Source organism: Mesorhizobium sp. 01N446 (genome assembly GCF_056399285.1).
The window spans coordinates 1,057,324-1,079,602 of record NZ_JBFTRA010000002.1 but is presented as its reverse complement, the minus strand read 5'-3'; the positions used below and the strand labels follow the sequence as shown (position 1 = coordinate 1,079,602).

At 64.9% G+C, this 22,279-nt stretch carries 28 protein-coding genes; 14 read left to right on the top strand and 14 right to left on the bottom strand.

The genetic code is table 11. The annotated features are described in order from the left end of the window. The first annotated feature begins 257 nt into the window (after positions 1-257). From AC1DPX_RS13610 to AC1DPX_RS13580, 7 genes are all read left to right on the top strand, one after another. Positions 258-722, top strand: coding sequence for an N-acetyltransferase family protein (locus AC1DPX_RS13610; protein WP_477237279.1), 465 nt, complete (start codon positions 258-260; stop codon positions 720-722). Between the two features lie 29 nt (positions 723-751). After that, positions 752-1,138: an ACT domain-containing protein gene (locus AC1DPX_RS13605; RefSeq protein ID WP_477237277.1), complete on the top strand. Its 387-nt coding sequence runs from the start codon at positions 752-754 to the stop codon at positions 1,136-1,138. A gap of 171 nt (positions 1,139-1,309) precedes the next feature. Further along, positions 1,310-2,743, top strand: a complete 1,434-nt coding sequence (locus tag AC1DPX_RS13600) for an aldehyde dehydrogenase family protein (protein ID WP_477237275.1) — start codon at positions 1,310-1,312, stop codon at positions 2,741-2,743. 423 nt (positions 2,744-3,166) lie between these two features. Continuing rightward, on the top strand, positions 3,167-3,577 hold the full coding sequence (locus AC1DPX_RS13595) for an MbcA/ParS/Xre antitoxin family protein (RefSeq protein ID WP_202358571.1): 411 nt from the start codon (positions 3,167-3,169) through the stop codon (positions 3,575-3,577). Then, entirely contained in the window at positions 3,571-4,269 is a 699-nt protein-coding gene (locus AC1DPX_RS13590) for an RES family NAD+ phosphorylase (protein WP_477237273.1), read from the top strand. The genes AC1DPX_RS13595 and AC1DPX_RS13590 overlap by 7 nt, the downstream gene beginning before the upstream one ends. 165 nt (positions 4,270-4,434) lie before the next feature. Next, on the top strand, positions 4,435-4,725 hold the full coding sequence (locus AC1DPX_RS13585) for an ArsR/SmtB family transcription factor (protein ID WP_477237271.1): 291 nt from the start codon (positions 4,435-4,437) through the stop codon (positions 4,723-4,725). A 67-nt stretch (positions 4,726-4,792) separates the two neighbouring features. Further along, complete coding sequence (locus AC1DPX_RS13580) at positions 4,793-5,908, top strand: alkene reductase (protein WP_477237269.1); 1,116 nt, start codon at positions 4,793-4,795, stop codon at positions 5,906-5,908. A 183-nt stretch (positions 5,909-6,091) separates the two neighbouring features. On the opposite strand, the gene AC1DPX_RS13575 is transcribed toward AC1DPX_RS13580, so the two are convergent. The 7 genes from AC1DPX_RS13575 to AC1DPX_RS13545 form a co-directional block, all read right to left on the bottom strand. Continuing rightward, on the bottom strand, positions 6,092-6,820 hold the full coding sequence (locus AC1DPX_RS13575) for an amino acid ABC transporter ATP-binding protein (RefSeq protein WP_477237515.1): 729 nt from the start codon (positions 6,818-6,820) through the stop codon (positions 6,092-6,094). A 71-nt stretch (positions 6,821-6,891) separates the two neighbouring features. Further along, the gene (locus AC1DPX_RS13570; RefSeq protein WP_477237268.1) at positions 6,892-7,566 is read right to left on the bottom strand and encodes an amino acid ABC transporter permease; all 675 of its coding nucleotides are present in this window, start codon (positions 7,564-7,566) and stop codon (positions 6,892-6,894) included. Next, positions 7,563-8,234 (bottom strand): amino acid ABC transporter permease, encoded by a 672-nt coding sequence (locus AC1DPX_RS13565; protein WP_477237267.1) that lies wholly within the window; start codon positions 8,232-8,234, stop codon positions 7,563-7,565. Before AC1DPX_RS13565 ends, AC1DPX_RS13570 begins: the two co-directional genes overlap by 4 nt. 124 nt (positions 8,235-8,358) lie before the next feature. Then, the gene (locus AC1DPX_RS13560) at positions 8,359-9,147 is read right to left on the bottom strand and encodes an ABC transporter substrate-binding protein (RefSeq protein ID WP_477237265.1); all 789 of its coding nucleotides are present in this window, start codon (positions 9,145-9,147) and stop codon (positions 8,359-8,361) included. Between the two features lie 95 nt (positions 9,148-9,242). Then, complete coding sequence (locus AC1DPX_RS13555) at positions 9,243-10,403, bottom strand: saccharopine dehydrogenase family protein (protein ID WP_477237263.1); 1,161 nt, start codon at positions 10,401-10,403, stop codon at positions 9,243-9,245. After that, entirely contained in the window at positions 10,400-10,900 is a 501-nt protein-coding gene (locus AC1DPX_RS13550; RefSeq protein ID WP_258582368.1) for an Lrp/AsnC family transcriptional regulator, read from the bottom strand. The genes AC1DPX_RS13555 and AC1DPX_RS13550 overlap by 4 nt, the downstream gene beginning before the upstream one ends. 251 nt (positions 10,901-11,151) lie before the next feature. Then, positions 11,152-12,048 carry an AraC family transcriptional regulator gene (locus AC1DPX_RS13545; RefSeq protein WP_477237261.1) on the bottom strand — a complete coding sequence of 299 codons (897 nt, stop codon included), beginning with the start codon at positions 12,046-12,048 and terminating at the stop codon, positions 11,152-11,154. A gap of 135 nt (positions 12,049-12,183) precedes the next feature. Here AC1DPX_RS13545 and AC1DPX_RS13540 point away from each other — a divergent pair, with 135 nt between their 5' ends. Then, positions 12,184-12,888: an SDR family oxidoreductase gene (locus AC1DPX_RS13540; protein WP_477237259.1), complete on the top strand. Its 705-nt coding sequence runs from the start codon at positions 12,184-12,186 to the stop codon at positions 12,886-12,888. 50 nt (positions 12,889-12,938) lie between these two features. On the opposite strand, the gene AC1DPX_RS13535 is transcribed toward AC1DPX_RS13540, so the two are convergent. Next, entirely contained in the window at positions 12,939-13,814 is an 876-nt protein-coding gene (locus AC1DPX_RS13535; RefSeq protein WP_477237257.1) for a LysR substrate-binding domain-containing protein, read from the bottom strand. A gap of 148 nt (positions 13,815-13,962) precedes the next feature. Between AC1DPX_RS13535 and AC1DPX_RS13530 the strand changes: the two genes are divergently transcribed. Continuing rightward, positions 13,963-14,166: a hypothetical protein gene (locus AC1DPX_RS13530; RefSeq protein ID WP_477237255.1), complete on the top strand. Its 204-nt coding sequence runs from the start codon at positions 13,963-13,965 to the stop codon at positions 14,164-14,166. Next, positions 14,159-14,926 carry a sulfite exporter TauE/SafE family protein gene (locus AC1DPX_RS13525; protein ID WP_477237253.1) on the top strand — a complete coding sequence of 256 codons (768 nt, stop codon included), beginning with the start codon at positions 14,159-14,161 and terminating at the stop codon, positions 14,924-14,926. Before AC1DPX_RS13530 ends, AC1DPX_RS13525 begins: the two co-directional genes overlap by 8 nt. A 7-nt stretch (positions 14,927-14,933) precedes the next feature. Here the strand turns inward: AC1DPX_RS13525 and AC1DPX_RS13520 are convergent, their stop codons facing one another. The 3 genes from AC1DPX_RS13520 to AC1DPX_RS13510 form a co-directional block, all read right to left on the bottom strand. Continuing rightward, positions 14,934-15,491 carry a sugar O-acetyltransferase gene (locus AC1DPX_RS13520; protein ID WP_477237251.1) on the bottom strand — a complete coding sequence of 186 codons (558 nt, stop codon included), beginning with the start codon at positions 15,489-15,491 and terminating at the stop codon, positions 14,934-14,936. 92 nt (positions 15,492-15,583) lie between these two features. Continuing rightward, positions 15,584-15,859: a type II toxin-antitoxin system TacA family antitoxin gene (locus AC1DPX_RS13515; RefSeq protein ID WP_477237249.1), complete on the bottom strand. Its 276-nt coding sequence runs from the start codon at positions 15,857-15,859 to the stop codon at positions 15,584-15,586. A gap of 106 nt (positions 15,860-15,965) precedes the next feature. Continuing rightward, positions 15,966-16,415, bottom strand: a complete 450-nt coding sequence (locus AC1DPX_RS13510; protein ID WP_477237247.1) for a universal stress protein — start codon at positions 16,413-16,415, stop codon at positions 15,966-15,968. A 356-nt stretch (positions 16,416-16,771) separates the two neighbouring features. On the opposite strand from AC1DPX_RS13510, the gene AC1DPX_RS13505 reads away from it, so the two are divergent. Together AC1DPX_RS13505 and AC1DPX_RS13500 are read left to right on the top strand one after the other, a co-directional pair. Next, a complete protein-coding gene (locus AC1DPX_RS13505; RefSeq protein ID WP_477237245.1) occupies positions 16,772-17,716 on the top strand; it encodes a VirK/YbjX family protein in 945 nt (314 codons plus the stop codon). 135 nt (positions 17,717-17,851) lie between these two features. Further along, positions 17,852-18,433: a histidine phosphatase family protein gene (locus AC1DPX_RS13500; protein ID WP_477237243.1), complete on the top strand. Its 582-nt coding sequence runs from the start codon at positions 17,852-17,854 to the stop codon at positions 18,431-18,433. 51 nt (positions 18,434-18,484) lie between these two features. Here AC1DPX_RS13500 and AC1DPX_RS13495 read toward each other — a convergent pair whose 3' ends face one another. From AC1DPX_RS13495 to AC1DPX_RS13485, 3 genes are all read right to left on the bottom strand, one after another. Continuing rightward, on the bottom strand, positions 18,485-18,886 hold the full coding sequence (locus tag AC1DPX_RS13495) for a VOC family protein (RefSeq protein ID WP_202358585.1): 402 nt from the start codon (positions 18,884-18,886) through the stop codon (positions 18,485-18,487). A gap of 95 nt (positions 18,887-18,981) precedes the next feature. After that, a complete protein-coding gene (locus tag AC1DPX_RS13490; RefSeq protein WP_477237241.1) occupies positions 18,982-20,034 on the bottom strand; it encodes a sigma-70 family RNA polymerase sigma factor in 1,053 nt (350 codons plus the stop codon). Positions 20,035-20,088: 54 nt separating this feature from the next. Next, a complete protein-coding gene (locus tag AC1DPX_RS13485; RefSeq protein ID WP_477237239.1) occupies positions 20,089-20,835 on the bottom strand; it encodes an SDR family NAD(P)-dependent oxidoreductase in 747 nt (248 codons plus the stop codon). Positions 20,836-21,264: 429 nt separating this feature from the next. Here AC1DPX_RS13485 and AC1DPX_RS13480 point away from each other — a divergent pair, with 429 nt between their 5' ends. Both AC1DPX_RS13480 and AC1DPX_RS13475 read left to right on the top strand, forming a co-directional pair. After that, positions 21,265-21,768, top strand: a complete 504-nt coding sequence (locus AC1DPX_RS13480) for a hypothetical protein (RefSeq protein WP_477237237.1) — start codon at positions 21,265-21,267, stop codon at positions 21,766-21,768. Between the two features lie 97 nt (positions 21,769-21,865). Further along, positions 21,866-22,273: a hypothetical protein gene (locus AC1DPX_RS13475; protein WP_477237235.1), complete on the top strand. Its 408-nt coding sequence runs from the start codon at positions 21,866-21,868 to the stop codon at positions 22,271-22,273. The last annotated feature ends 6 nt before the right edge of the window (positions 22,274-22,279 follow it).

Below are 22,279 nucleotides of genomic sequence, written 5' to 3'. Positions count from 1 at the left end.
ATGAGGGGCGGCGCCAGCTTTGGCAATTGAGTGGTCTCCGCCACAAGTTCGCCCGACCTTGACAGCCGTACGCTTCCTGCGCCAGCTTGGCGTCATGTTCGCCCTCGCGCCCGCCAACACCCAGCGACGCCGCCGTCTAGCACGGAGCGGCAAGCTGATTGCGCGACGACAAAACCCGGCACAATAAATCCGGTTCGTTCGTTTCCAGCCCCGCCCGCGACAACGCTGGTGGGGTTTTTCATGCCTGGAGCATCTTGATGACAAACAATTCCATCCGGTTTCGGCCGGCCGAAACCGCTGACGCGGCCGCGATCAGGGACATTGTGCGCGCGGCCTACGTCAAATGGGTGCCGGTGATCGGCCGCGAGCCGCTGCCGATGCGCGCCGACTATGACAAGGCCGTTGCCGAGCATCCGTTCGAGCTCGCCGTCGCGGACGGCCGCATCGTCGGCATGATCGAAACCATGCTGGCCGACGACCATCTGTGGATCGAGAATGTCTGCGTCGCGCCTCAGGCGCAGGGCAGGGGAATCGGCCGGCTGCTGCTGGAGCGGGCCGAGCAGAGGGCGCTCGAAGCGGGCCGCCCGGAGCTGCGCCTGCTGACCAACGGCGCTTTCGAAGCCAATGTGTTGTTGTACAAAAGACAGGGTTATACGATTGACCGGGAGGAGCCGTTCATGGGCGGCATGACGGTCTATATGAGCAAGAGATTGACGCGGTAGCGGGCGAATCGGGAGGCATGGATACGACGATGGCGGCGAGGGTCAAATTGAGGCAGCTTCCCGGGTCGTACGCGGTTTCGCGGCTCGGAGCGGGCGACAGCATTCCCGGCTGGGCGGACGGGCCGGGCTTCGTCAGCGTCACCAGGACCGATGACGAGCTTTCGATCACGTGCCTGCAGGATCGCGTTCCAGGCACGGTCAAGCACGATGGCGACTGGGTCGCCTTCAAATTGCAGGGGCCCTTTGCCTTCGACGAAACCGGCATCGTGCTGTCGGTCATCCAGCCGCTGTCGGAAAACGAGCTGGGCATCTTCCTGGTGTCCACCTTCGACGGCGATCATCTGCTGGTGAAAGCGGCGGATCAGGAAGCGGCGCGACAGCATCTGGTGGAGGCCGGACACACGCTGCTGTCATGATCCTACGCCATCGAAACGGCGGGGTTCGCTGGCCCAACGCCTCTGGCTCAATCACTGGCGCGCTGGCTCAACCATTTCGGGGGTTGCGTTTGACAGCGGCGTTTGTGCATCGTTATTTCTGACTGGATATGACGGCCGGAACGGCCATCCGGCGCCCCCAAGGAGAAAACCATGTCACACAATCTGCAGTTCTATATTGACGGCGCGTGGGTGGATCCTGTCGTGCCCAACACGCTCGACGTCATCGATCCGTCGACCGAGGACGCCTTCGCGCAGATCTCGCTCGGCTCCAAGGCCGATGTCGACAAGGCGGTGGCCGCTGCCAAGCGCGCTTTCCAAACGTTCGGCTTCACCTCGGTGGAAGAGCGCCTCGATATCCTGAACCGCGTCATCGCGGTCTACAAGAAGCGCTCCAAGGACCTGGCGCTCGCCGTGTCGCGCGAGATGGGCGCGCCACGCCAGATGGCGCTCGACAGCCAGGTCGGCGTCGGCCAGGCGCACCTGGAGAAGATGGCGGAGACGCTGAAGACGTTCCAGTTCCGCCATGTCAAAGGGTCCTCGCTGATCGTCAAGGAGCCGATCGGCGTCGTCGGCCTGATCACGCCGTGGAACTGGCCGCTGAACCAGATCACCTGCAAGGTCGGTCCCGCGCTTGCCGCCGGCTGCACCATGGTGCTGAAGCCGTCCGAGATCGCGCCGCTCGACGCCATCATCTTCGCCGAGATCCTCGACGAGGCCGGCGTGCCGAAGGGCGTGTTCAACCTCGTCAATGGCGACGGCCCCGGCGTCGGCCAGGCGCTGTCCAGCCATCCCGACGTCGACATGATGTCGTTCACCGGCTCGACGCGCGCCGGCATATTGGTGGCCAAGGCCGCCGCCGAYACGGTCAAGCGCGTGCATCAGGAACTGGGCGGCAAGTCGGCCAACATCCTGTTCCCGGATGTCGACCTCGCCCGCGCCGTCACCAAGGGTGTCGCCGGCTGCTTCGGCAACTCAGGCCAGTCCTGCAATGCGCCGACCCGCATGTTCGTGCCGCGCGACCGCCATGACGAGGCCGCCGGTTATGCCAAGGCGGCGGCGGAGAAGTTCGTGGTCGGCCCTGCCGACGGCGCCAACACCAAGCTTGGCCCTGTCGTCAGCCAGATCCAGTTCGACAAGATCCAGGACCTGATCCAGGCCGGCATCGACGAGGGTGCGACGCTGGTCGCCGGCGGCCCCGGCCGCCCGGCCGAACTTAACCGCGGCTACTATGTCAGGCCGACCGTGTTCGCCGACGTGACCCACGACATGCGCATCGCGCGCGAGGAGATCTTCGGGCCGGTGCTGGCGATCCTGCCCTATGACACGGTCGAGCAGGCGGTCGAGCAGGCCAACGACACCGTCTACGGCCTTGCCTCCTACATCCAGGCCAAGGACATCCAGAAGGCCCGCGATGTGGCGGCCCGCATGCGCTCCGGCAATGTCTACATCAACTACCCGGCCTGGGACGCCGGCCTGCCCTTCGGCGGCTACAAGCAGTCGGGCAATGGCCGCGAATACGCCGAATACGGGCTGGAGGATTTCCTCGAGATCAAGGGCATCGCGGGGTATGAGGCGGCGGAGTAGACGTCGATAAGGTGCGCCGCGACAGGCGGGGCGCCTGCCAGGGGTCGATAGTTCGAAGCCGGCGCCGCCCCTCATCCGCCTGCCGGCGCCTTCTCCCCGTATAGTGACGGGGAGAAGGGAAGCTGCGTTGGCCTCGGCGCTCTTCTTGCGACATTGGTGATTGGCGAAAGCGCCGATGACAGCGTCTTTCTCCCCGTCACTATACGGGGAGAAATGCCCGGCAGGGCAATGAGGGGCAGCGCGAACGTCCGGATCTGGGCCTGAAGAAACATCTGTCGGAACTGAGCCCGGCCGGCAAGGCGAAGGTGCTGGGCAGGTAGCGGGTACTGGGCGCCGACTTTCCAGAACCCTGGTCTGTTGAGGTCTCATCCTTGCCAATTGGCAAATACATGCTATATCTCTGCCAATAGTAGGGTGAGCAACATGCAGCTTCAGTCCATCGTCACGACGCCGGCCACGGTCGGGTCAGCCATTTCGGAAGAAGAGGCGGGCGCGCTGGCGCGCACCACCGTCAATCTGTTCAAGGCGTGGGGCCTCACCGACTTGGAGGCTTGCATCCTGCTTGGCGGCATGTCTGCACGCACCTGGGCACGCTGGAAGGAGGGCGGCATCGGCCGGATCGACCGCGACTTGCGCACCCGCATGGCGCATCTGATGGGCATCCATAAGGGCCTGCGCTATCTCTTCACCGAGCCGGCACGCGGCTATGCCTGGATCCGCAAGCCCAATGCCACGTTCGGCGGCCAGTCGGCGCTCGACCTGATGCTGCGCGGCGAAATCTCCGACCTTGCCGCCATGCGCGAATGGCTCGATGCGGAGCGTGGTGCATGGTGAGTGGGTTCGCGGTCCGGCGCCGCGTCCACTGGCACCAGACGTTTCGCATCATCCGCTCCATCCATCCGCCGATCGACCTGTTCGAGGACATTGCCGATCCGCGCGACTGGGAGGCGCTGGCCGCCGTCGAGGAGAAGACCAATCCGCGCATCCGGCTGGAGATCGGCGACCTCGGCAAGGTGGCGGCCGCAAGGCGGGTGTCCGGCCCCGGCGCCAGCTTCGTCATGGCGCCCTTCGTGCATTGTTCGACGCTGCGGCCCGGGCGTTTTTCCGATGGCAGCTACGGCCTCTATTATGCCGGCGACAGCGAGGATGTGGCGCTGGCCGAAACCATCCACCACCACCAGAACTTCATGCGCGCCACCAATGAGGATCCGGGCTGGACGGCCGACTTTCGCGTGCTGATCGGCAGCGTCGACCGCGACCTCGATGACGTCAACGCGGTGCCCGGCGTGCTCGATCCCGACGATTACACCGCCTCGCAGGCGGAAGGGCGGGCGCTGCGGGCGCAAGGCAGCGACGGGCTTCTCTGGGACAGCGTGCGCATGCCGGAGGGCCAATGCATCGGCATCTTCTGGCCCGATGTCATTCCCGTTCCGGTGCAGGGCCGGCACTACTCCTATCACTGGGACGGCAAACGCGTGGATTTCGTGCGCCAGCACGATACGGGCAAGGTGCTGGCGGTGGTGTGACGGGATAGAGGCGCATTCGCTGGGCTCGCGCCCGGCGGCGAGTTTCCGGTTCCTTGCAGCGTTCAGAGAGCGCCATGCTCCGATCACCCCGAAAAATGGCATGGATTTCCTGCCATATCGGCTCCACCCGATCTATATATCGGTTGAGATCGATGCGAGGTGATGATGGACCACGACATCATATTGAAGGCACTGGCGCATCCGTTTCGACGCGATGTCCTGGCGTGGCTGAAGGAGCCTGAACAGCACTTCGCCGCGCAGGCGCATCCGCTCGAGATGGGTGTCTGCGCCAGCCAGTTCGACCATCGCGGCCTAGCGCAGTCCAGTGTCTCGGCGCATCTGGCGACGCTGGCGTCGGCCGACCTGGTGACGACGCGGCGGGTCGGCCAATGGGTGTTCTACAAGCGCAACGAAGAAACCATCGCCGCCTTCCAGGCCGCCCTATCCGGTCTCTGACGATTCCGATCTCTGACGATTCCGATCTCTGACGATCCTCCCCCCGAATGCATGAAAGGCATTTCTCATGACCACCCTCTTTGATCCATTGCGGGCCGGCGATCTTGCGCTGGCGAACCGCATCGTCATGGCGCCGCTGACGCGCAACCGCTCGCCCAACGCCGTGCCCGGCGACCTCTCCGTGACCTATTACAGCCAGCGCGCCACGGCCGGTCTTATCGTGACCGAGGCCACCGCCATCAGCCATCAGGGCCAGGGCTATGCCAATGTGCCTGGCCTCTATGGCGCGGACCAGCTGGCCGGCTGGAAGCGCGTCACCGACGCCGTTCACAAGGGCGGCGGCAAGATCGTGGTGCAGCTCTGGCACGTCGGACGCATCTCGCACGACACCTTGCAGCCCGGCGGCGGCAAGCCGGTGGCGCCATCGGCGATCAGGGCAAACTCCAAGACTTTCCTGGTCAAGCCGGATGGCAGCGGCGAGTTCGTCGAGACCTCCGAGCCGCGCGCGCTGGAAACGGCCGAACTTCCCGGCATCGTCGAGGATTTCCGCCGCGCCGCCAAGGCGGCGATCGAGGTGGCGGGTTTCGACGGCGTCGAGATCCATGGCGCCAATGGCTATCTCATCGACCAGTTCCTGCGCTCGGGCACCAATCATCGCACCGATGAGTATGGCGGCTCGATCGAGAACCGGACGCGCTTCCTGTTCGAGGTGGTCGACGCGGTCACGGGCGCCGTCGGCGCCGGCAGGACCGGAATCAGGCTCTCGCCGGTAACGCCCGCCAACGACGCTTCGGACGCCGATCCGCAGCCGCTGTTCAACCATGTCGTGGCGGGCCTGGGCAGCCGCGGCCTTGCCTATGTCCACATCGTCGAAGGCGCCACCAGCGGCGCGCGCGACTTCCGCCAGGGCGACAGGCCGTTCGACTATGCGGAGCTCAAGGCCAACTATCGCCAGGCCGGCGGCGCCGGGGCCTGGCTGGTGAACAACGGCTATGACAAGGACTTGGCTGAAAAGGCCGTCGGGGACGGCTATGCCGACCTTGTCGCGTTCGGCAAGCTGTTCATCGCCAATCCCGACCTCGTCAGCCGGCTGAAGCGCAATGCCGAACTGAACGCTCCCGACAAGGCGACGTTCTATGGCGGCGACGCCAGGGGCTATACGGATTACCCGACGGCAGCTTGAGCCGCCCCTCCGGGACGGTTTGCCCTTTCGCTTGCGGCGGAAGGGCAGTCGGTCGCCTGGTACGACGACCCACGACCGGACTGAACATCGCGCCCGAACGGCGCACAGGCCCGTCGCAAGGTAACGCCAGCGGCCGCCGGATAGATTGACGGGATGCGCCGAGAAGGCGCTCCCGTCGCCACTTCAATGCCTGAGAATCTTGCTCAGGAACGCCCGGCTGCGGTCGGTCTTGGGGTGTGAGAAGAATTCGTCGGGCGTGCCGCTTTCGACGATGGCGCCGGCGTCCATGAAGACGACGCGCTGGGCGACCTTGCGGGCAAAACCCATTTCGTGCGTCACCACCATCATGGTCATGCCTTCCTCGGCCACCGCCACCATGACGTCGAGCACTTCCGAAATCATCTCGGGGTCGAGCGCCGAGGTCGGTTCGTCGAACAGCATGATCTTGGGCCGCATGCCCAGGCACCGCGCGATCGCCACGCGCTGCTGCTGGCCGCCGGAGAGTTGTGCGGGATAGGCGTTGACCTTGTCGGCCAGCCCGACCTTGGCCAGCAAGTCGCGCCCGGCCTTTTCTGCCTCGGCGCGCGGGATCTTGCGGACATGGATCGGGGCCAGCGTGACGTTTTCGAGCGCGGTCTTGTGCGGGTAGAGGTTGAACGACTGGAAGACGAAGCCGATCTCGGTGCGCAGCTGCGTCATGTTGGTGGCGGGGTCGCCGACACGTTGGCCGTCGACGATGAGGTCGCCGTCCTTGATCGTCTCCAGGCCGTTGATGCAGCGGATCAGCGTGCTCTTGCCGGAGCCGCTCGGGCCGCAGACGACGACCACTTCGCGCGGCTCGACGCTCAGCGTGATGTCCTTCAACACGTTGAGCGCGCCGAACCATTTGTTGACGCCGCGAAAGTCGATCATCCCGGTTTTGGCTGGGCCGGTCTTGGTCGGATTTGGTTGGGTCATATTGGCCGGACCTTTGGAGTTGACTGTCACAGCTGCACCTCGCCATGCGCCGCGCCCATGCGGCGCTCGAGCCGGCGGGCCAGCATGATCAGCGGATAGCAGACGATGAAATAGCCTACGCCGACCAGGAAGAAGACCAGCAGGCCGTTGGGCACACGCTGCACCACCAGCCAGCCGACGCGGGTGAGGTCGGTCAGGCCGATCGCCGAGACAACGGACGAATCCTTGATCAGCAGCACATATTGGCCGACCAGCGGCGGCAGCACGATCCGCATCGCCTGCGGCAGCACCACTTGGCGCATGCGCTGCCAGCGCGACAGGCCGGATGCCAGTGCTGCCTCGACCTGGCCCGTCGGCACGGAACGGATGCCGGCCGCGACGATCTCGCAGATGAAGCAGGCGGCGAGATTGGTCAGTGCGATGATGCCGGCGGTGAAAGCGTCGAGCTCGATGCCGAACTCCGGCAGGATGAAGAAGATCAGGAAGATCTGCACGAGGAACGGCGTGCCGCGGATCAGGTCGACCCAGGCGCCGATGATGCTGGAGAGCAGCCGGTTGCCGCCGGTGCGCAGGATGCCGAGGCCGAAGCCGAGCAGGGTGCCGAGCACCAGGCTGATCAGCGACAGCACCACGGTCATGCCCAAGCCGCGCAGGGCCAGCGGATAGGAGCCGGCGAGGCTGAGGAATTGTTGCCAGATCATGCGCGTGCCCCCGCTGTGCCAAGCCAGCGGCTGGAGACAACGGCCAGTCCCTTCAGGCCGTAGTAGAGCAGGAGGTAGAAGGCGGCGATGGTGAGAAAGCCTTCCGCCGGCATGAAGCGGTCGGACGCCAGCAGTTGTCCGGCGCGCGTCAGCTCGGCGACAGAGATCAGCGACAGCAGCGCGGAATCCTTGACCAGCACGATCGCCTGGCCGAGCAGCGGCGGGATCGTCACCTTGAAGGCTTGCGGCAGCACGACCAGGCGCATGCGCTGGACATAGGTCATGCCCGAAGCGACGCTGGCTTCGACCTGGCCACGCGGGATCGACAGGATGCCGGCGCGAATGATTTCAGCGATATAGGCGCCGCTGTTCAGCGACAAAGCGAGGATGCCGACGACCAGTTCGGGCAGGACGAAGCCGAGCCGGGGCAAGCCGAAATAGAGGAAATAGAGCTGCGCCAGCAGGGGCGTGGCACGCACGGCGTCGATATAGGCCTTGGCCGGCGCGCGAAACAGCCAGCCGCGCTGCAAATTCATGGCGCACAGCACGATGCCGACGACGAGCGCGCCGACAAAGGAAATCGCCGAAAGCCAGACGGTCGTGACCAGGCCCTGCCCGAACAAAGGCAGATATTCGACGATGGTGCGGAAACTGAAATTTTCGAGCATGGCTGTGCGGCGGTGAGGGGGAAGAGGGAATAGCGAATAGCGAATAGCGAGTAGGGAGCAGCAAAGCATGGTCGGAAACGGCTGTTCCCTACTCGCTATTCGCTACTCCCTATTCGCTAATTCCTCAGTGATCCTTCTTCCAGGCGTCGGAATTCACCCAGTAGTCGAGGTTCTTCTGCAGGCGGCCGTCGATGGTGACCTGGTTGAGGAACAGGTTCATCCAGACCAGCAGGTCCGGCTCGTCATAGCGGGTGGCGAAGGCAAGCGGTTCCTTCGACAAGAGGTCCGGCATGATGGTGAAGGTGCCGGCCGGATAGGCGGTCGACTGGCCCTTGACCGCCGAGACGTCGTTGACGCCGCAATCGGCCTGGCCGTTGTTGACGGCGTCGAGCAGCAGCGGGCCGCCGCCCTTGTAGCTCTTGATATCGGCATCGGGGAAGGCGGTCTTGGCTTCCTTCTCGCCGGTGGCGCCGAGCAACACGGCGATCTTGGTGCCCTTGGCCTTGCAGTCCTCGGTGGTCTTGAACTTCGAGTCGGCCTTGGTGAAGACGGTGCTGCCCGTGTACATGTAAGGCGTGGTGAAGGCGACCTTCATGCCGCGCGCCAACGTCGGCGTCATGTCGGCGACCAGCAGGTCGGCCTTGCCCGACAGCAGCGCCGGGATCAGGCCGTCCCAATCGAAGTCGAGGAATTTGACTTTGACGCCCATTTCCTTGGCCATCAGCTCGGCCAGTTCAACCGAACTGCCGGTGCGTTCGCCATTGGCGCCGACCAGCGAGAAGGGCGGTCCCTGCGTCTGCACGGCGACACGCAATTCGCCGCGCTTGGTGATCTCGTCGAGCGTTCCGGCGCTGGCCGCGGTGGCGAGCCCGGCAAGTGCAAGTCCGGCGATGAAAAGTCTGGCAAGCTTCATTCTGGCATTCCTCCCTGTTGTTGTTTGCCCGCGGGTTCCCGTGGGCGCTTTTTTGAGCGGCGGCGCCGTTTTGCCGGCGGGCCGTTCGAAAATCGTCAGTCCCAGGCCACCGTCTCGGCAATTTTGATGCCGCGTTTGGCCAGTTCGTCAAAGAAGGGTTCGTCGGGCACGTCGAGCAGCGGGTTGAGCAGGCCGGCCTTGCTGATTTCGCGCCGCGCCAGCATCTGCGCCACGATGCTGGCGGGGTAGCCGACGCCGAGGCTCATGCCGAACAGGCCCGACGCCAGATCGCGCTCGATGACCAGATCGGATGTCACCGTCTTGGCGCGGCCGCCTTCGAGGCCGGAAAAGACGTTGCGCATCACGCACAGGTCCTTCTCGTGGGGGCCATATTGCAGTTGCGGGCCGAGCAGCCGGCCGAGGAATTCGCGCGGGCTGCTGGAGGTGCCGGGCACCTTGTCTTCCGACAGGAAGCCGAGCTCCTTCAGCGGTGCCCAGAAGGCCGACCATCCGGGCCAGCGCAGCGTGTAGCGGCCGGTGCGGCGCAGGCCTTTTGCCGCGGGAAGCATCTCGACATAGTGCAGCGCATCGCCATTGGGAAAGGCTTCCAGCCGGCCGAGGCCGGCGACCTCGATCTCGTGGATGAAGGGGCTGTCATGCTGGCGGGCGGCGGGGACTTCGACGCGCTTGCCGTCCTCGATCATCACGCTGTCGCGGTTCTGGCTGACCAGGACCATGTCGAAGTTCCAGCTCACCTTGTAGCAAAGCGGCTTGGCCATCGCCTTCGGCTCGGGGATGCCGCCGCAATAGGAATCGATCGCGGTGATCGTATCGAACTGCCTTGCGGCGCGGGCGTAGAGCACGAGGTCGATGCCGGGGTCGAGCCCGCATTCGGTCATAACAGATACGCCCGCACGTTCGGCTTCCGGCGCCAGATCGGCGATGGCCTTGCCGTAATTGGTGGTGACCAGCGGCGTGCGGGTAGCGATGGCGGCCTGCACCGCCTCGCGCATCAGCGGCTGCGGCAGCAGATCGATGACGGCGTCGGCATCGGCCAGCACATCGGCCAGAGCCGGACCGATGGCGCCTTCTGGCACCACGAAGCGCACGCGGGAAAGGTCGGTCAGATCAGCCAGCCGGGCCGCGCCGTCCGGTGCGGTGTCGACGCAGATCACCTCCCCGACACCGCTGGCGACGAGATCGGCGATGGCCGCCCGGCCTTGCAGGCCGAGCCCGCCGAGAACCGCGATCCTCATGCCGGCTCCTTGCGGTCGTCAGACCAGCAGCCCTCGGGAAGACTGACCCATTTGTTGCAGGATGCCATGACGACGAAGGTCTCGCTGCGCACGACTTCGCCCGGCTCGCCGGCGCCCGGGATCAGCTCGCTGGTGACGCGGTAGAGATCGGCGACATCACCGGCCACCGTCACGTCGACGATGATGTCGAAGCGGCCGGTGACCACCGAGGCCGAGTTTACGAAGGGCAGTTCGGAAATGCGTTGCGCCAGTTCGCGGGCCCGGCCGCGTCCCTGGGCATTGATGCCGACAATGGCCGAGATCAGCTCGGGCCGCTCGGTCAGGTTCAGCAGGCCGACGATCTTGAGCAGGTTGCGATCGAGCAGGTTGCGCAGCCGCGAGCGCACCGTCGGCACCGAAATCGCCAATGTCTCGGCAAGCCGGTTGATGCCCGGCTGGGCGTCCTGCGACAGCTGTTTGACCAGCCGTCGATCGGTCAGATCGAGGTGTTCCCGCAAAAGTCCTGTCTTTCATAAATGAGAGAAATCTGTTGTTTTTTCTTTCTTATGTGAAAATACCTTATGGGGAATTTTTAAGAACAGCAAGGCCTGTGTCGTCTCAGAGTCACGACCACCTCCTCATCCATGCAAGGCAGGCAGGACAAAGTGCCTGGTGGTGGACCTGTCGAAGCCGCCGCACGTGCCGGCCTCGAGGGTGCGCGGGCTGGGAAGGCGTGGTCTTCCCGCTTTGCATCTTCGAATTCGAGGGGTCAGGCGAGTTCTGTGGGCTCTGGCGCGGCGCGCAGGCGGCCGATATCGCGCAGGGGCGGCGCACCGAACAGGCGGGCATATTCGCGGCTGAACTGGGATGCGCTTTCGTAGCCGACGGAGAACGCGGTGCCGGCCGCATCGCCTGACGTGGCCAGCAGGCGCCGGCGCGCTTCATTGAGGCGGATGCGCTTCTGGTACTGGATCGGCGTCATCGCCGTGACCGCCTTGAAGTGGCGGTGGAACACCGAGGCGCTCATGCCGGCTGTCCGGGCAAGATCCTCGACGCGGAACGGCTCGGCATAGTGGTCGCGGATCCAGCCCAGTGCGCGGCGGATCTGCGACAGGCGGCTGTCGGCGCCGGCAATCTGGCGCAGCATGGCGCCTTGCGGTCCCTGCAGCAGCCGAAACAGGATCTCGCGTTCGAGCAACGGCGCCAGCACAGGGATTTCGGCCGGATGATCGATGAGCTCGATCATGCGCAGCCACGCATCGACCAGCGCCTCGTCGGCCTGGCTGACGGCAAAGCCATGACCGATTGGCGCTTCGGCAACGGGCGGCATGTCGAGCAGCAGCGAGGCGATGAGCGTGGTGTCAAGGGCCAGGCTGACCGAGAGGTAGGGACGCTGCGGGCTGGCCTGCAAAACCTTGCCGACGGCCGGCACCTCGACGGCGGCGATAAAGTAGCGGCCGGCATCGTAGTGCAGCAGCTGATCGCCGATCATGACGGATTTGGCGCCCTGCAGGACCAGGCAAAGCCTTGGGTCGTAGAGCCCCAGCAACGGCCCGGTCGTCGCCTCGCCCTTCATGATGGCGACGCGGGGAATGCCGGTTTCGGTCAGCTTGCCGCGCGCATGGCGCATCACCAGCGCTTTGAGGTCGTCGAGCGATTTCATCACAGCCTGTAGATCGCATCGGCGCGGCCGGCAATCAAGCTCCCGGCAGGAATAGGCAAGAACTCACCAGTTTTCGGCACGCGGCGTCCAGCGGTCCGCCCCATCTCTGCCGCAGACCAACCACGGATCAAACTGGAGATGGAAATGACCGACAAGACCGCATTGGTGACCGGCGCCAACAAGAGCATCGGCTACGAAACCGCGCGCCGGCTGGGCGAAGCCGGCTACAGGGTTTGGCTGGGCAGCCGCGACAGGGAGCGCGGCGAAGCGGCGGCAGCCGAGCTCAGGCAGAAGGGCCATGACGTGCGCGTGCTGGAGATCGACGTCGCCAGCGACGCCAGCGTCGAGGCGGCCGCCACGCGCGTTTTGCAGGAGGACGGACGTCTCGATGCGCTGGTCAACAATGCCGGCGTCCTCGGCTCCATGCTCGCTCCCAGCGAAGAGCCGATAGCCATCATCAAGGATGTCTACGAGGTCAACGTGTTTGGCCCGATCCGCACCACTCAGGCCTTCCTGCCGCTGCTCAAGGCAGCTCCGCGTGCCAATGTGGTGATGGTTTCCAGCGGGCTGGGGTCACTCGGGGGATTGACCGATCCGGCCAATGAATTTTATGCGATCAATATCCTCGGCTACAACAGCTCCAAGACGGCGCTCAACGCCGCCACCGTTGCCTTCTCGAAGGAGCTTGCCGCGGTGGGCATCAAGGTCAATTCGGCCGATCCCGGCTATACCGCGACGGACTTCAACGGACACAGTGGCTACCGCACGGTGGGGCAGGCGGCCGAGATCATTGTTCGCCTGGCGACCCTGGACGAGAACGGTCCGACCGGCGGCTATTTCTAAGATGAGGGTCCGTTGCCCTGGTGAGGACCCGGCAAGCGACCCGTTTCGGTTCAACCTAGCGACGCGGCCAGCAATTTCGCCTGCGGCGTCAGTTCTTCGAAGCTGCGGGCGCAGAGGTTGAGCTGGCGGGTCGCCCAGTCGTCGCGGAGCCGCAGGCTGCGTAGCGTGCGGGCGGAGCGGCGCGCCGCACTTTCCGGCACGATGGCGATGCCGGCGCCCTGCGCGACCAGCCGGCAGACATTGTCGAGGCCGGGCACGCGGATGCGGATGTGCAGATGGCCGCCGAGGCGGGCGGCCTGGCGGGTGATGTGCTCCTGCAGGGGATGACCGAGGCTCAGCCCAACAAAGGACTCGCTCAAGATGTCGGCGAGGTTGACGGCATGCAGGTCGGCGAGGCCGGGCCAGTCGCGGGCTGCGATCACCACCAGCCGGTCGATGAAGAACGGCTTCTGTTCGAGATGCGACAGGCCGGCCCAGGTCGCGGCGATGCCGAGATCGGCGGCACCGCTGGCCACCGCCTCGGCGATCTCGTGGCTGGGGCGCTCGTCCAGATCGATGTCGATGCCGGGATGCGCCACCAGGAAGGGCGGCAGGGTGTCGCGCAAAAGCTCGGCCGTGGCGGCGGTGTTGGCCATCAGCCGCACGCGGGCGCGCAGGCCGCCGGCATAGGCGCCGAGGTCGCCGGCCATCGCCTCGATCTGGTTCTGCACGGCGCGCGCATGGTGCAGCAGCGCCTGGCCGGCGGCCGTCGGCACCACGCCGCGCCGGCCGCGTTCCAGAAGCGGCGCCCCGAGCCGCTCCTCCATGCCCTTGATGCGGGCGCTCGCCGAGGCCAGCGCCAGCCCGGCAAGCTCGGCGCCATGGGTGATGCTGCCGCGCTCGGCGACCAGCAGGAACAGCCGGAGATCGGTGAGATCGAAGCGCATTTTTTGTTCCCTGCAAAACAGTCCGGCAGTTCGGAAAGCCAAGCTGACTTCTGCGATCAGCCTTCGTCTTGGCCGAAGGCTGGCAGCGCAATTTCCACATTGTGCGCGGGCCGCATCTCCGTCAAATCTTTTGCGATGGAGATTTGCGATGAGCGAAAAAGCACCAGGCCGGCTCGGCATCCTTGAAAGCGCGGCGATCGTGCTGGCCGTCGCCGTGGCCACGCTTGCCATGGCGCAGGCGCAGCCCGGGTTGCGGGGATGTACGACAAGGGCGCCTTCAATCAGTTCCGATGCCGCGCCGGCGAAACCTAGCCCGGACGCCGACGCGACCGACATGCTGCTGCATGATTGATCCCGTGGCGCTGCTGGGCGTCGGCGTCATCGCCTGGATCGGCGCCGTCTTCCTCGCCGCCGGCTTCGTCAAGGGCGTCGTCGGCATGGGGCTGCCGACCGTGGCGATGGGATTGCTAGCGGTGACGATGCCGCCGGCCGAGGCCGCCGCCTTGCTGCTGATCCCGTCGCTGGTCACCAATCTCTGGCAGTTGTTCAACGGCCCCGCCTTCAGCGGCCTGTGCAGGCGGCTGTGGGCGATGATGGCCGGCATCATGCTGGGCACCGTCGCCGGGGCAGGGATGCTCACCGGCGCGCATGCGGGCGCGGCCTCGGCGGGGCTCGGCGCGGCGCTGGTGCTTTACGCCATTCTCGGTCTGTTCAAGCTTGGCTTCACCACGCCGGCGCGCCACGAGGCCATGGTGTCACCGCTGGTCGGCGTGGCGACCGGGCTGGTCACCGGCGCCACCGGCGTCTTCGTCATCCCGGCTGTGCCCTATCTGCAATCGCTGCGGCTGGAGAGGGAAGACCTCATCCAGGCGCTCGGCCTGTCCTTCACCGTCTCGACGGCGGCGCTTGCCATCGGCCTGTTCAGGACAGGCGCGCTGGCATCGCCGACGGCGCAACTGACAGGCTCGATCCTGGCGCTGCTGCCGGCGCTGGCCGGCATGTTCATCGGCCAGGCGCTGCGCCAGACGATGAGCGTCGAGACGTTTCGCAGAGTGTTCTTCGTGGGGTTGCTGGCGCTGGGGGCGTATCTGGCGCTGGAGGGGCTGTGGTAGGTTGCCCTCACTCGGCAATCGACCTGATAACCCGCGCCGGGTTGCCGCCGACAAGCGTGTTCGCAGGAACATCCTTCGTGACCACCGAGCCCGCCGCGACGATGGCGTTTTCGCCGACGGTGACGCCGCCGATGACCGTCGCGCCGGCGGCGATCCAGACGTTGCGTTCGATGACGATCGGCTTCGCGGTGGTGAAGGCGCGCCGCCGCGATGGTTCGAGCGGATGGCCCGATGTGACGAGGCTGACATTCGGCCCGATCAGCACATCGTCGGCGATGTCGAGCCCGCCAAGATCATAAAACGTGCAGTTCTGATTGATGAAGACATTGCGGCCGACGCGGGTGTCGGCCCCACCGGTTGCGTAGAAGGGCGGGATCAGCAGGAAACCGTCATCGACCTTTTTGCCGATGAGTTCGCTGAACAGGGCGCGGACTTCTTCCGCGTCGTCGAACGTCAGACGGTTGAGACGGGCGGTGATCGCCATCGCCCGTTTGACGTCCGCCAGCATCGCTGCCGATTGCGGCGTTCTCCCGGGGATTGTGCGGGTGCGATCCTCATGCGCCATTCGTTGCTTTCTCCAGGGCACGGTCGAACGAATGGCGAGGGCGATACGGTTATGCTGTTTACCGATCGGCACTTCTTGCCACGTGATGGAGCTCACAAGTGGGTCTGGCCGGCGCTGGCGGCGCGGATAAGACGGCTGGTCGGGGAGGGCGGGTTTTCAAGCAGGTCGAGGATGCGCAGGCTGTCCCGTTCCGACAGCGCAAGATGCTCGGCGCGCTCGATCGTGGCCTGGGCGTCACGCAATGCGGAGCGCGCAATGAACTCGGTCAGGCCGACATTCGACAAAGACGCCGCACGTGCGATTACGGCTTTCGCTTCGGGCGGAATCCGGAGATCGATTCGACCGTTGTCGCTGGCGTTGCGGGGCATAGGTATCTCCTTTGCCCCCAATTATTCAGTACGGATTGAATCCGTACAACATGAATCCCGTCGTATTGACCTTATGGACATATGACGAGCGCTCCGGGTCAATCTATTACCGGACCACCAGCACCGGGATCGCGGTGTAGGACAGCACTTCCGCCGTCTGGCTGCCCAGAAGCAGCTTGCCCAGTCCGCGGCGGCCATGCGAGGCCATCACGATCAGGTCGCAGCCTTGCGCCTGCGACAGTTCCAGGATCGCTTCGGCGGGCCGTTTGTCCTCGACATGGACAAGCTTGGCGGAGACGCCGGCCGCGTCGGCCGAGGCCTTGCACTTGGCCAGTACCTCCTTGCCGTATTTGCGCGACTCCTCCTGGTAGACGGCCAGTTCGTCGCCCGCCGCATAGCCGGCCATGGCGCCGCCCCAGGCGAAGATCGGGTACGGTTCCGAGACGGTTACGAAGGTGACGGCGGCGCCGATGCCCTTTGCCAATGCGAGGCCATGGGCAACGCCCTTGTCGGCCAGTTCCGATCCGTCGGTGGCGATGAGCAGATGTTTGTACATGATGATCTGACCTGTTGTGCAAGGGCTGGCGCCCTTGGAGTGGCGGGAGCGTTGGAAGCTTAATTTCATATAGTTGCGCCGCCGGCCTGCTCACAGGGCCAGCGTCATGTGGATCAGGGCCAGGCGAGGGGCACGCCGCGGCGATCTGCCGGTATCCCTCTCGGCCTTGGCTGGGTTGCGCCGCAACCGAGGTGATTGCGACGAAGGGCGGACGCCGAAGACCACGCGCGGGAAGGTCGATCTTGGTGGCTCCCTTACGGATTCGTATATCCGCGGCGAGGTGGCGGTAAGTTCCGACATCCAACATTGAGATCATCAGTCGCCTTGACTGACACGTCCGAAGAAGAATGCAGCAAATGACGATTGCCATGGGCGCGCCGCGGCCATCCCGGCCAAGAGGCCCAATAAACCGGTCGCCCTCCGAGTTTCGGCGCAAGCTGAACAAATGGGTGCATGAAAGCAAATGGGCGGCGCTTCGGTGGATGTTCCGGCGCGATATTGCTGCCATCCGGTCGACCCTCGGTGTTGAGCCGTTCACGGCAATCCTTGCTCAATATCCTGACATTGCGCTGAAGCCGGTTCGGCCGTATCTCGCGGCCAATCTGATGCGTATCCATCGTTCCGCCGCCGTCGTTGGTCACTACACCGCGGCGGCGCGTCTTTTGACCGATGCCGCCCTGGTTGAAAGTCACACGCGCGGTCGTCGTCTCCTGGCAATGTCGACCGTTGCTGGTGAAGTCACGGTGGAGCTGACGGGCCAGGCAGGTTTGTACCGGGAGGGGGAATGGCGCCTTCTCCTGCGCCTGGAAGGACGTCCCGTCATCGAAATGGCGCTCGCGATCGTGGATCGGTCGCTTCTGCAACTCGGTGGCGCCGGCAAGGTTCTCTATATTGGCGCTCTGAAGTCGATGTCGACCGGTGTGCAAGGTCTCGAGGATTCCCGGATACTGACCAAAGCCATGGAAGGCTTGCGACCGAAAACGCTGCTGCTCCTGGTGGCCCAGACGCTGGCATCCTCACTCAAACTCCGTGGCCTTGTCGCGGCATCAAACGCAGGCCACGTCTTTTCGAGGGACTATGCCCTGCGCCGCCGCATCACCGCGGACTATGACGGCTTCTGGGCGGAGTCCGGGGGGAGGCTCATACGTCGCACAATGTATGCCTTGCCCCTGGTGAAGGCTCAGCGGGATCCAGCCGACTACAAGCCGAACAAACGGGCGCAAATACGCAGGCGTCAGCGCCGCGAGGTCGAAATCGCGGACTATGTCAACGAATCCGTCAGGCAGTTGCTGCGGAGCTGAACGCCTTGCCGGGCCTGCTTCCTGTGCTTCCCGCCGATCACCATGCCGGGTGGTGTGCCGCGATGGTCACCGGGTCTTTCGCTCCCTTGCGCCGACCGCTACAGCTTGGCCTGACACCAACGAAAGGCCGAGCGTATGAGCAGCGCGTATCCGCAGATCCACCTGGTCCGGCATGGCGAGACGGCGTGGAGCCTTTCGGGGCAGCATACGGGCCGCACCGACATGCCGCTGACGCCGGCAGGCGAGGCGGCCGCGCGGGGCGTGGCGGAGCGGCTCAAGGGCCTGTCGTTCTCGGCGGTTTGGTCGAGCCCCTCGCAGCGCGCCTACAACACCAGCGTGCTTGCCGGTTTTGGCGCTTCAAGCATCAGAAACGACGATCTGCAGGAGTGGGACTACGGCGCCTATGAGGGGCGCACCACCAAGGAGATCCTGGCCGAGCGGCCAGGCTGGAACGTGTTTCGCGACGGCTGCCCGCAAGGCGAGATGGCGGCCGATGTCGGCGCCCGCGCCGACAGGATCATCGGGCAGGTTCGCGAAGCTGGCGGCTCGATCCTGATCTTTTCCAGCGCGCATTTCCTGCGCGTGCTCGCCGCCCGCTGGCTCGGCCTGCCGCCGGAAGGCGGCGCGCTGTTCGTGCTCGACACGGCCAGCATCAGCGTGCTCGGCTACGAGCATGATCTCAGCGAGCCGGTCGTGCGCAAGTGGAACCTGAAGTAGGCTCCAGCCAATTTCAGACGTCTGGCGCTGCACGGATTTGCGCCTCGCCTCCTACTTCTCGAACTTGCGGATCGCTTCCGCCGTCACCGGCGTGAAGAAATTCACCAGATTGCCGTCGGGGTCGCGAAACAGCAGCGAGCGGTTGCCCCAGGGCATGGTGGTCGGTTTCTGCACGGTCGTGTCCCTGATGAAATCCGAGAGCCGGGCGAATTCGGCATCGACGTCGCCGACGCGGAATTCGAGGATGGCCGTGTGGTTGTCGGCGGGCCGGGCGATGTCGCCGCCGAACAGCATCAGGGTGCGCGTGCTGCCGATCGCCAGCGTGCAGGAAGGTGTCGAGAGTTCCGCGAAGTCCTCGGTGTAGACCGTCACCGGCATGCCGGTGATCTCACCGTAGAAGCGCACGAGGCGCTGAACATCCGACGTGATGATGCGGACAGAGACGAAATTCATCGATTGGCTCCTTGATGATCGCTGAAGCCACGGCCGGGCTTCCCGGCCGTTCTATAGGCCAGGCCTCCTGCCAGCTTTCCGTCAGGAGAGGATGGCTACGCTTCCGGTCCGGACAAGACAGGCGGCAGGCCGAAGGCGGCGAACAGGTCTGGGCCGAGCGGGGCAACATAGATCGTCAGCGCGGCGATGGCGCCATCGGCCGGCTCGACGACGTGCAGCGATTGCGCGCGCCATTCTTGTTCCTGATGGCGCCGTGCATAGAGGGCGACGGCGGGCTGGCCGTTGGCCCGCGTCGCGACGGCGCGATAGCCGGCGTAATTGCTCCACACGGTTTTGAAGAAACCATGGATCGCTTGGCGTCCCTGGTACCAGTCGCGCCATGGCGGCATGTGGTAAGTGGCGTCCTCGCGCAGCAGCGCGACGAAGCCGTCGAGATTGGCGGCCTGCCAGGCGCTGATATAGCGTTCGAGCAGCTCGCCTTCCTCCGGGTTGGGTTGCGATCGCTGCAAGGGGCGTCCCCCGGGATAGTGCTCGCCAAGTGTCGCGCGCGCCCGCTGCAGGGCGCTGTTGACCGAGGCGGTCGAGCCGCCCAGCAGTTGCGCGGTTTCCAGCGCCGACCACCCCAGCACGTCGCATAGCAGGAGGGACGCGCGTTGCCGGGGCGGCAGCAGCTGGATGGCGGCGACGAAGGCCAGCCGCACAGCCTCGCTTGTCTCGTAGCGCGCGTCCGGGCCGGGTTCACCATCGACGAGGTCCGGCAGTTCGGCGTCGGGGTAAGGCTCCAGCCAGGAGAGCTCGGCGGCCGGCCCGGCGGCGGCGCGCCCTTCGCTCGGCGGCCGTGCGGGCTCTTCGAGAATGCGATGCGCCGACGACCGCGCCTTGATGGCGTTGAGGCAGGCATTGGTGGCGATCGTGTAGAGCCAGCCGCGCGGCAAGCCGCGCCCGTCGAACTGCGCGCGGCCGCGCCAGGCTTTGAGGAACGTCTCCTGGACGAGATCGTCGGCCTCGTGCAGCGAGCCCATCATCCGGTAGCAGTGCAGCTTCAGCGCGCGGCGGTGCGCCATCGTCAGGCGCTCGAAGGCAGGCCGATCGAGGATCGGCCCGCCTGCAGGGCCCAGCGGCTCAAACGGGCCGGGAGCGTCTGTCATGTCGTGCCTGCCAAGCGCGCAATTTGCCGGAGTTCGCCTCCCATCCTGCGCGCCTCATGCCGCCGCCGCAAGGCCGCTGCCGCTCACCGTGAAGGCGACGCCTGGCACCTTGCCGCCGGCGAGCGCGACCACGGCGCGTCCGACATCGGCGGGCGTCTGCACATCGCTCATGCTGGCCAGGAAATCCGCCGGGCTGATGCCGAGATAGGCGGAAATGCCTAGAATGCCGCGCTGGCCGACGCCGGTGCCGGCCATGATGCGCATCGGCGCCAGCGCCATGAAGCGCAGGCCGAGGCCAAGCCGGTCGGCCTCCTTCTGGCTGTGGGCGGCAAGGAACATCTGCATCTGCTTGGCGCCGGAATAGCCGCCGGAATTCGGCGGTCCGCCGCTGAATGCCGCGCCGCTGGAGATCAGCACCACGCGGCTGCCCGGCTTCAGTTGCCCCTGTAGCGCCGCCTTGCAGAACAGGAACGACGCCTTGACGTCGGTCTCCCAGTTCGCCGAGAAATCGTCCCAGCTCTGGTCCGGGATGCAGGCCGACGGCGCGAAGGCGCCGGCGCAGAGGACCAGCACATCCGGCTCCAGCGCGGCGAACACGGCGTCGGGCGCGGTGTCCTGCGTGGCGTCGGCGGCCAGCGTCCTGACTTCGGAGACTTCCCAGGCGAGTTCCTTCAAAGCTTCCGCGCCGCGGGCGACGGCAAGCACGGTTGCGCCCTCGGCGCGTGCAGCTTCCACGATCGAGCGGCCGACACCCCGGCTGCCTCCGACCACGACGACATTTTGCCCCTTCAACGATCCCATGGATCACCTCGCTTTTCCGGCCCGGACAATTCCGGCGCCTAATGATTAGGACAGCGCGGGCGGGTGGAAATCATCGGTCGACCGAGAATTTTTTCTGGGACGCCTGTCTGCGGCCGGGAGGCCTCGGCCAGTTTCTCGAGGGTCAGCGGCAGGCCGGGTAATACGGTCCGCCGCACAGCCGGCCAGCAACGCCGGCTCTTTCGGGGGCGAGCCGTTCCCATAGCCCTGTGTTGTTTGCGGAAATCGGGTCACTATCCCTGACATTCGCGCCAGATCGGCTATCCGTCATGGCGCTTGTTCTTGGCTCGGATCGCTTTTTACGGTTCTTTTTTGTAGGCATGAAGACAGTATATTCCTGCTCCGTGCGGTTTAAACATTGAAAGCCAACACCGTTGGATATTGTTTCGATTCTATTCTGATAACCATGAATTGATCGATCTGGCTGCTTCCGTGATTGGCGGCTTGTTTGCGGCTGCCATAAAACCGTCGATGGAGAATTCGCTGGTCGGGGGGACTGACATGAACTGCGGCGTGACGAGTGTCATATCGGGGCTTGCGCTTCTGGGACTTACGGTCTGTCCGGCTTCTGCTTACACCCAGACGTACACCCAGCAGAAGACGGCGCTTTCCGGCCAGGAGATCTATGTTTTCGGCGGGGCGAGCCTGAACGTGGACTGTTCCAACGTGGGCAGGGATGACGTGCGGGTGGTCTCGGGCCCGAGCCACGGAAATGTAAAACTCGTCCATGGTAAGGTGCATGCGGTCTATGCCAAGTCGAACGAGCGTTCGAAATGCAATGCCCGCATGGTGAACGGCATCAAGGCGCTTTACCGGTCGAAATCCGGATTCAAGGGCTGGGACCAGGTGACATTCTCGGTTCACACCTATGAGGGCAGCGCCTTCAAATATGTCACCAACATCAAGGTCGAGTAGCGGATCTCAGCCGAAAACGGTGAGCGGCGCCGCAGGCGCACGCTCCGCATGTCGGCCGAAAGGACGAAATTTCATGCAGCCAGGGGATCGCTGAAAGATGGTGCATAAAACCGCAGGTTTCGTAGCGGCGTTGACGGCTCTGGGACTGGCGGCCTGGCCCGCGGCCGCGGGGACGGAGAGCTATCGAAAGACGGCGCTGTCCGGACAGGAAATCTATATCCTGAGGGATGTTAGCCTGAATGTGGACTGCTCGAGCGCCGGCGCCAACGATGTCAGGGTCATCGCCGGCCCAAGCCACGGCAAGGTCAGGCTGGTGCACGCAAAGCTCTATTCCGGTTTCCCAAAATCGAATGAGCGCTGGAAATGCAACACGCACAAGGTCAACGGCATCAAAGGGCTTTACCGGTCGAATCCCGGGTTCAAGGGACACGACGAGGTGACGTTCTCGACCCATACCTATACGGGAAATGCCCATAAGACGGTCGTGAGCATCGACGTCGAATAGCGCGGG